The 3,307-nt window shown below is 57.4% G+C and carries 4 protein-coding genes; 3 read left to right on the top strand and 1 reads right to left on the bottom strand.

The genetic code is table 11. The annotated features are described in order from the left end of the window. The coding region (locus AC2VLY_RS13395; protein ID WP_486893139.1) for a LysM peptidoglycan-binding domain-containing protein at positions 1 to 701 on the bottom strand (701 nt) is incomplete at its 3' end. Positions 702 to 791: 90 nt separating this feature from the next. Between AC2VLY_RS13395 and def the strand changes: the two genes are divergently transcribed. The 3 genes from def to AC2VLY_RS13380 form a co-directional block, all read left to right on the top strand. Further along, positions 792 to 1,295, top strand: a complete 504-nt coding sequence (gene def / locus AC2VLY_RS13390; protein WP_300253007.1) for a peptide deformylase — start codon at positions 792 to 794, stop codon at positions 1,293 to 1,295. After that, on the top strand, positions 1,288 to 2,223 hold the full coding sequence (gene fmt, locus AC2VLY_RS13385; protein ID WP_486893140.1) for a methionyl-tRNA formyltransferase: 936 nt from the start codon (positions 1,288 to 1,290) through the stop codon (positions 2,221 to 2,223). The genes def and fmt overlap by 8 nt, the downstream gene beginning before the upstream one ends. Beyond that, the coding region (locus tag AC2VLY_RS13380; RefSeq protein ID WP_486922437.1) for a transcription antitermination factor NusB at positions 2,220 to 3,307 on the top strand (1,088 nt) is incomplete at its 3' end. The genes fmt and AC2VLY_RS13380, both read left to right, overlap by 4 nt.

The raw sequence follows: 3,307 nt of genomic DNA, 5'->3' as shown, positions 1-3,307 counted from the left end.
ACCAGGCGTGCACCAAGATCAATTTCTTTGCGGAGTTTGGTGATTTGCACCGCAGCGTGATGACCACTCTGGGTGACCGTCACTTGCCCCAGGTCTTCCAGAGCATAGCCTAAAGAACGATGGGTTTTGGCCTGGAATAACTCCGGTCCCAGGGTGACGACTTGGTAGCGGCTGCCAACTTGGGCTTTTTCCAGTCCAACCGTGTAGAGCGTATTTCCGGTTACATAGGTGGGTCTTTGCTTGGCGGCTGCAGCCAGATAAGGCAGTTGCGCGAAGACTTTTTTACTGTCGATTACTCCGGGAGTACCGAGAAAGGGCATCACTTCACCAGCAGAAACCGAGGGTACAGCCTCTTTCGACATTTGTGGACGCAGCTCCACAAAATGGCTTCCGTTTTCACTGAAAGACGATGCGAGACCCAGTTCGGGTTCACCATTGGCCCCATAGTGGATGACAATGCGATCGCCGGGATAAATCAGGTTGGGGTTTTGAATGTAGGGATTTTTGTGCCATATCTGTGGCCACTGCCAGGGGTGAACCAGAAAATGGCCGGCAATGCTCCAGAGGGTATCTCCAGGTTTTACGGTATAACCTTGTTGTGTGCGCAGTTGAATCCCGGCAGGCGCCGCCTGGGCCATTACCGGAGCCAGGGCGCTCAGGCCGAGGGTAAAAACAAGGTTGCGCCATATGTGGTTGTGCATGTAATGATCTCCGCTGGACTTCCGCAGGGGATAGTATTAGTCCAAGATACGTTTTTTGCCGGATAGCCCTTCATTAATTTGGTGGTAAAAATGTCGCTCCTGAAAATACTCGAATTTCCCGATCAGCGCCTCAAGAATATGGCGAAGCCTATTGTCCGGGTGGACAAGCAGGTCCAGCAGCTTGCCGATGACATGGCGGAAACCATGTACGATGCTCCGGGGATCGGTTTGGCGGCTCCTCAGGTGGCCGCCGGACAACGCCTGATTGTCGTGGATGTTTCTGAAAATCGCAATGATTTGATGGTCCTGGTGAACCCCGAGATCATCGCCCATAGTGGCGAGGAAGAAATGAAAGAAGGTTGTCTGTCGGTTCCCGGTGTTCTGGAAACGGTTCGGCGGGCCGAAAAAATTACCCTGCGGGCAACGACGGTGCAGGGGAAACTCATCGAACTCGAAGCTGATGGCCTGCTGGCGGTGTGCATACAGCATGAAATTGATCATCTCAATGGCACCTTGTTTGTGGATCATCTGTCGCGCCTGAAACAGAATCTGATCCGTCGCAAGGCGGAAAAGCGGGTGCGTCAGGGTGAGTAAACGCATTGTTTTTGCGGGAACTCCCGAATTCGCCCGCATTGTTCTTGAAGAATTACTGGCCGGTCCGGAAGTTCTGGTAGGGGTGTTGACGCAGCCCGACCGGCCTGCCGGGCGCGGCCGCCATCTGCAGGAAAGCCCGGTCAAGCAATTGGCCAGAGAGACGGGTATTCCGGTTTTTCAGCCGGAGTCCTGCAAAACTCCCGAGGCTCTTGATTTGTTGCGCAGCCTGCAGCCGGATCTCCTGATTGTCGTGGCCTATGGACAGATACTTCCGCAGACAGTTCTCGATACACCCCGCCTTGGCGCCATTAATGTCCACGCGAGTCTGTTACCCGCCTGGCGTGGTGCCGCCCCCATTGCCCGCGCCATTGCTGCCGGAGACGCGGAAAGCGGGGTGGCCATTATGCAAATGGAAGCCGGGCTGGATTCTGGACCGGTGCTGAACGTACTTACCTGTCCCATACATCCTGAAGACACGGCGGCCAGCCTCCATGATCGTCTGGCACTTCTCGGCAAAGCCGCCTTGCGGCAGGCCCTGGACGCGCTGTGGGCAGGGACCGCAACAGCCCTGGTTCAGGATGAAAGCCGGGTAAGCTACGCGCGTAAGCTGAAGAAAGAAGAAGCCTTGCTGGACTGGCGGCTTCCCGCTGCAACGCTGGACCGTCAGGTGCGTGCCTTTAATCCCAGCCCCATTGCGCATACGCTGTTTCGGGAGAAAGGACTGCGCGTCTGGCAATCCAGACCGATAGCGACAACGGTGGATATTGCGCCAGGAAGCATCACCGCCATCCACAAGGAGAGTTTCACGGTAGCCTGTGGTGACGGGCAACTCGAATTGTTGCTTTTGCAACCGGCGGGCAAGGGAAAACTCAGCGCGGGAGATTTCATCCGTGGGTATCATCCTGCACAGGGAGAAAAGTTGGGATGAGTAAAAAACCAAATCACCATGGAGACCCCGGCATGCCCGGCGGAACCCTGCTGCGGCAAGCGGCCATCAAGGTATTGCAAGCCGTGGATGAAGGAGAAAAAGTGGATCAGGCCCTGGCCGCTACGACAGTCAGCGGCCCGGAGCGCGCCACGTTGCAATGGCTGGTGCTGGGAACCTTACGGGAATATCTGTTGCTGCAGAAATTATCCGGATTACTGCTGCGCAAAAGCTGGCGGGAAGAAGACCAGAATCTGGGTTTTCTTCTGCATCTGGCACTTTTTGAATTGCGGCATGGCCAGCGTCCCGCTTTTGCGGTGGTGAACGATTGGGTGGAGATGGTCGAAACCCTCCAGAAAACCTGGGCTAAGGGTCTGATGAATGCGGTTTTGCGCCGCTTTCTGCGTGAACGTGAAGCCCTGGAAGCGCAACTAGCGGATCCTGATCTGGGTCATCCGGCCTGGCTGGCCGCGCGCCTCAGGGAAGCCTATCCCGAACAATGGCCAGCCATAGCCGCCGCCAACAATCGTCCCGCACCCCTCTGGCTGCGCGTCAATACGCAGCGGGTCAGCCCGGGAAACTACCGCGAGTTGCTGCTGGCACAAGGTTTGTCCTGTCATGGAGTGGACTGGAGTGACGCCGCCCTTTGTCTTCCCGAAAGCATTCCGGTCGCCACGCTTCCGGGTTGGGACGCGGGCTGGGTGGCCGTGCAGGATGCGGCGGCCCAGATGGCCGCGCACATTCTGGCTCCCCAATCCGAAGAACGAATACTGGATGCTTGTGCTGCACCGGGAGGAAAAACCGCGCATCTTTGGGCATTGGGCGCACGCCGTCTGGATGCCTTGGACCGCTCTGCAGAACGCCTCCAGAAATTACGGGAAGCGCTATTCCGGCAGGGGGCCATCGCCCATCTGCAGGCTGCCGATGCGGGTGATCCGGAAAGCTGGTGGAATGGTGAACCGTATGACGCCATTCTCCTGGATGCGCCCTGTACGGGTGTTGGCGTCATTCGCCGGCATCCCGATATCCGCCTGCGCCGCCAGGCCGAGGACGTCCAGCAGGCCGTGGCCCAACAGCAACGCCTTCT

The sequence above is a fragment of the Acidithiobacillus sp. TH-A36 genome, from assembly GCF_057473445.1.
The sequence above is the reverse complement of the archived record's forward strand: the minus strand, read 5'-3'. Positions and strand labels throughout refer to the sequence as shown.

Bases quoted from the DNA above. Each gene is read 5' to 3' on its own strand.
- def (WP_300253007.1), top strand. From the start codon at position 792: ATGTCGCTCCTGAAAATACTCGAATTTCCCGATCAGCGCCTCAAGAAT.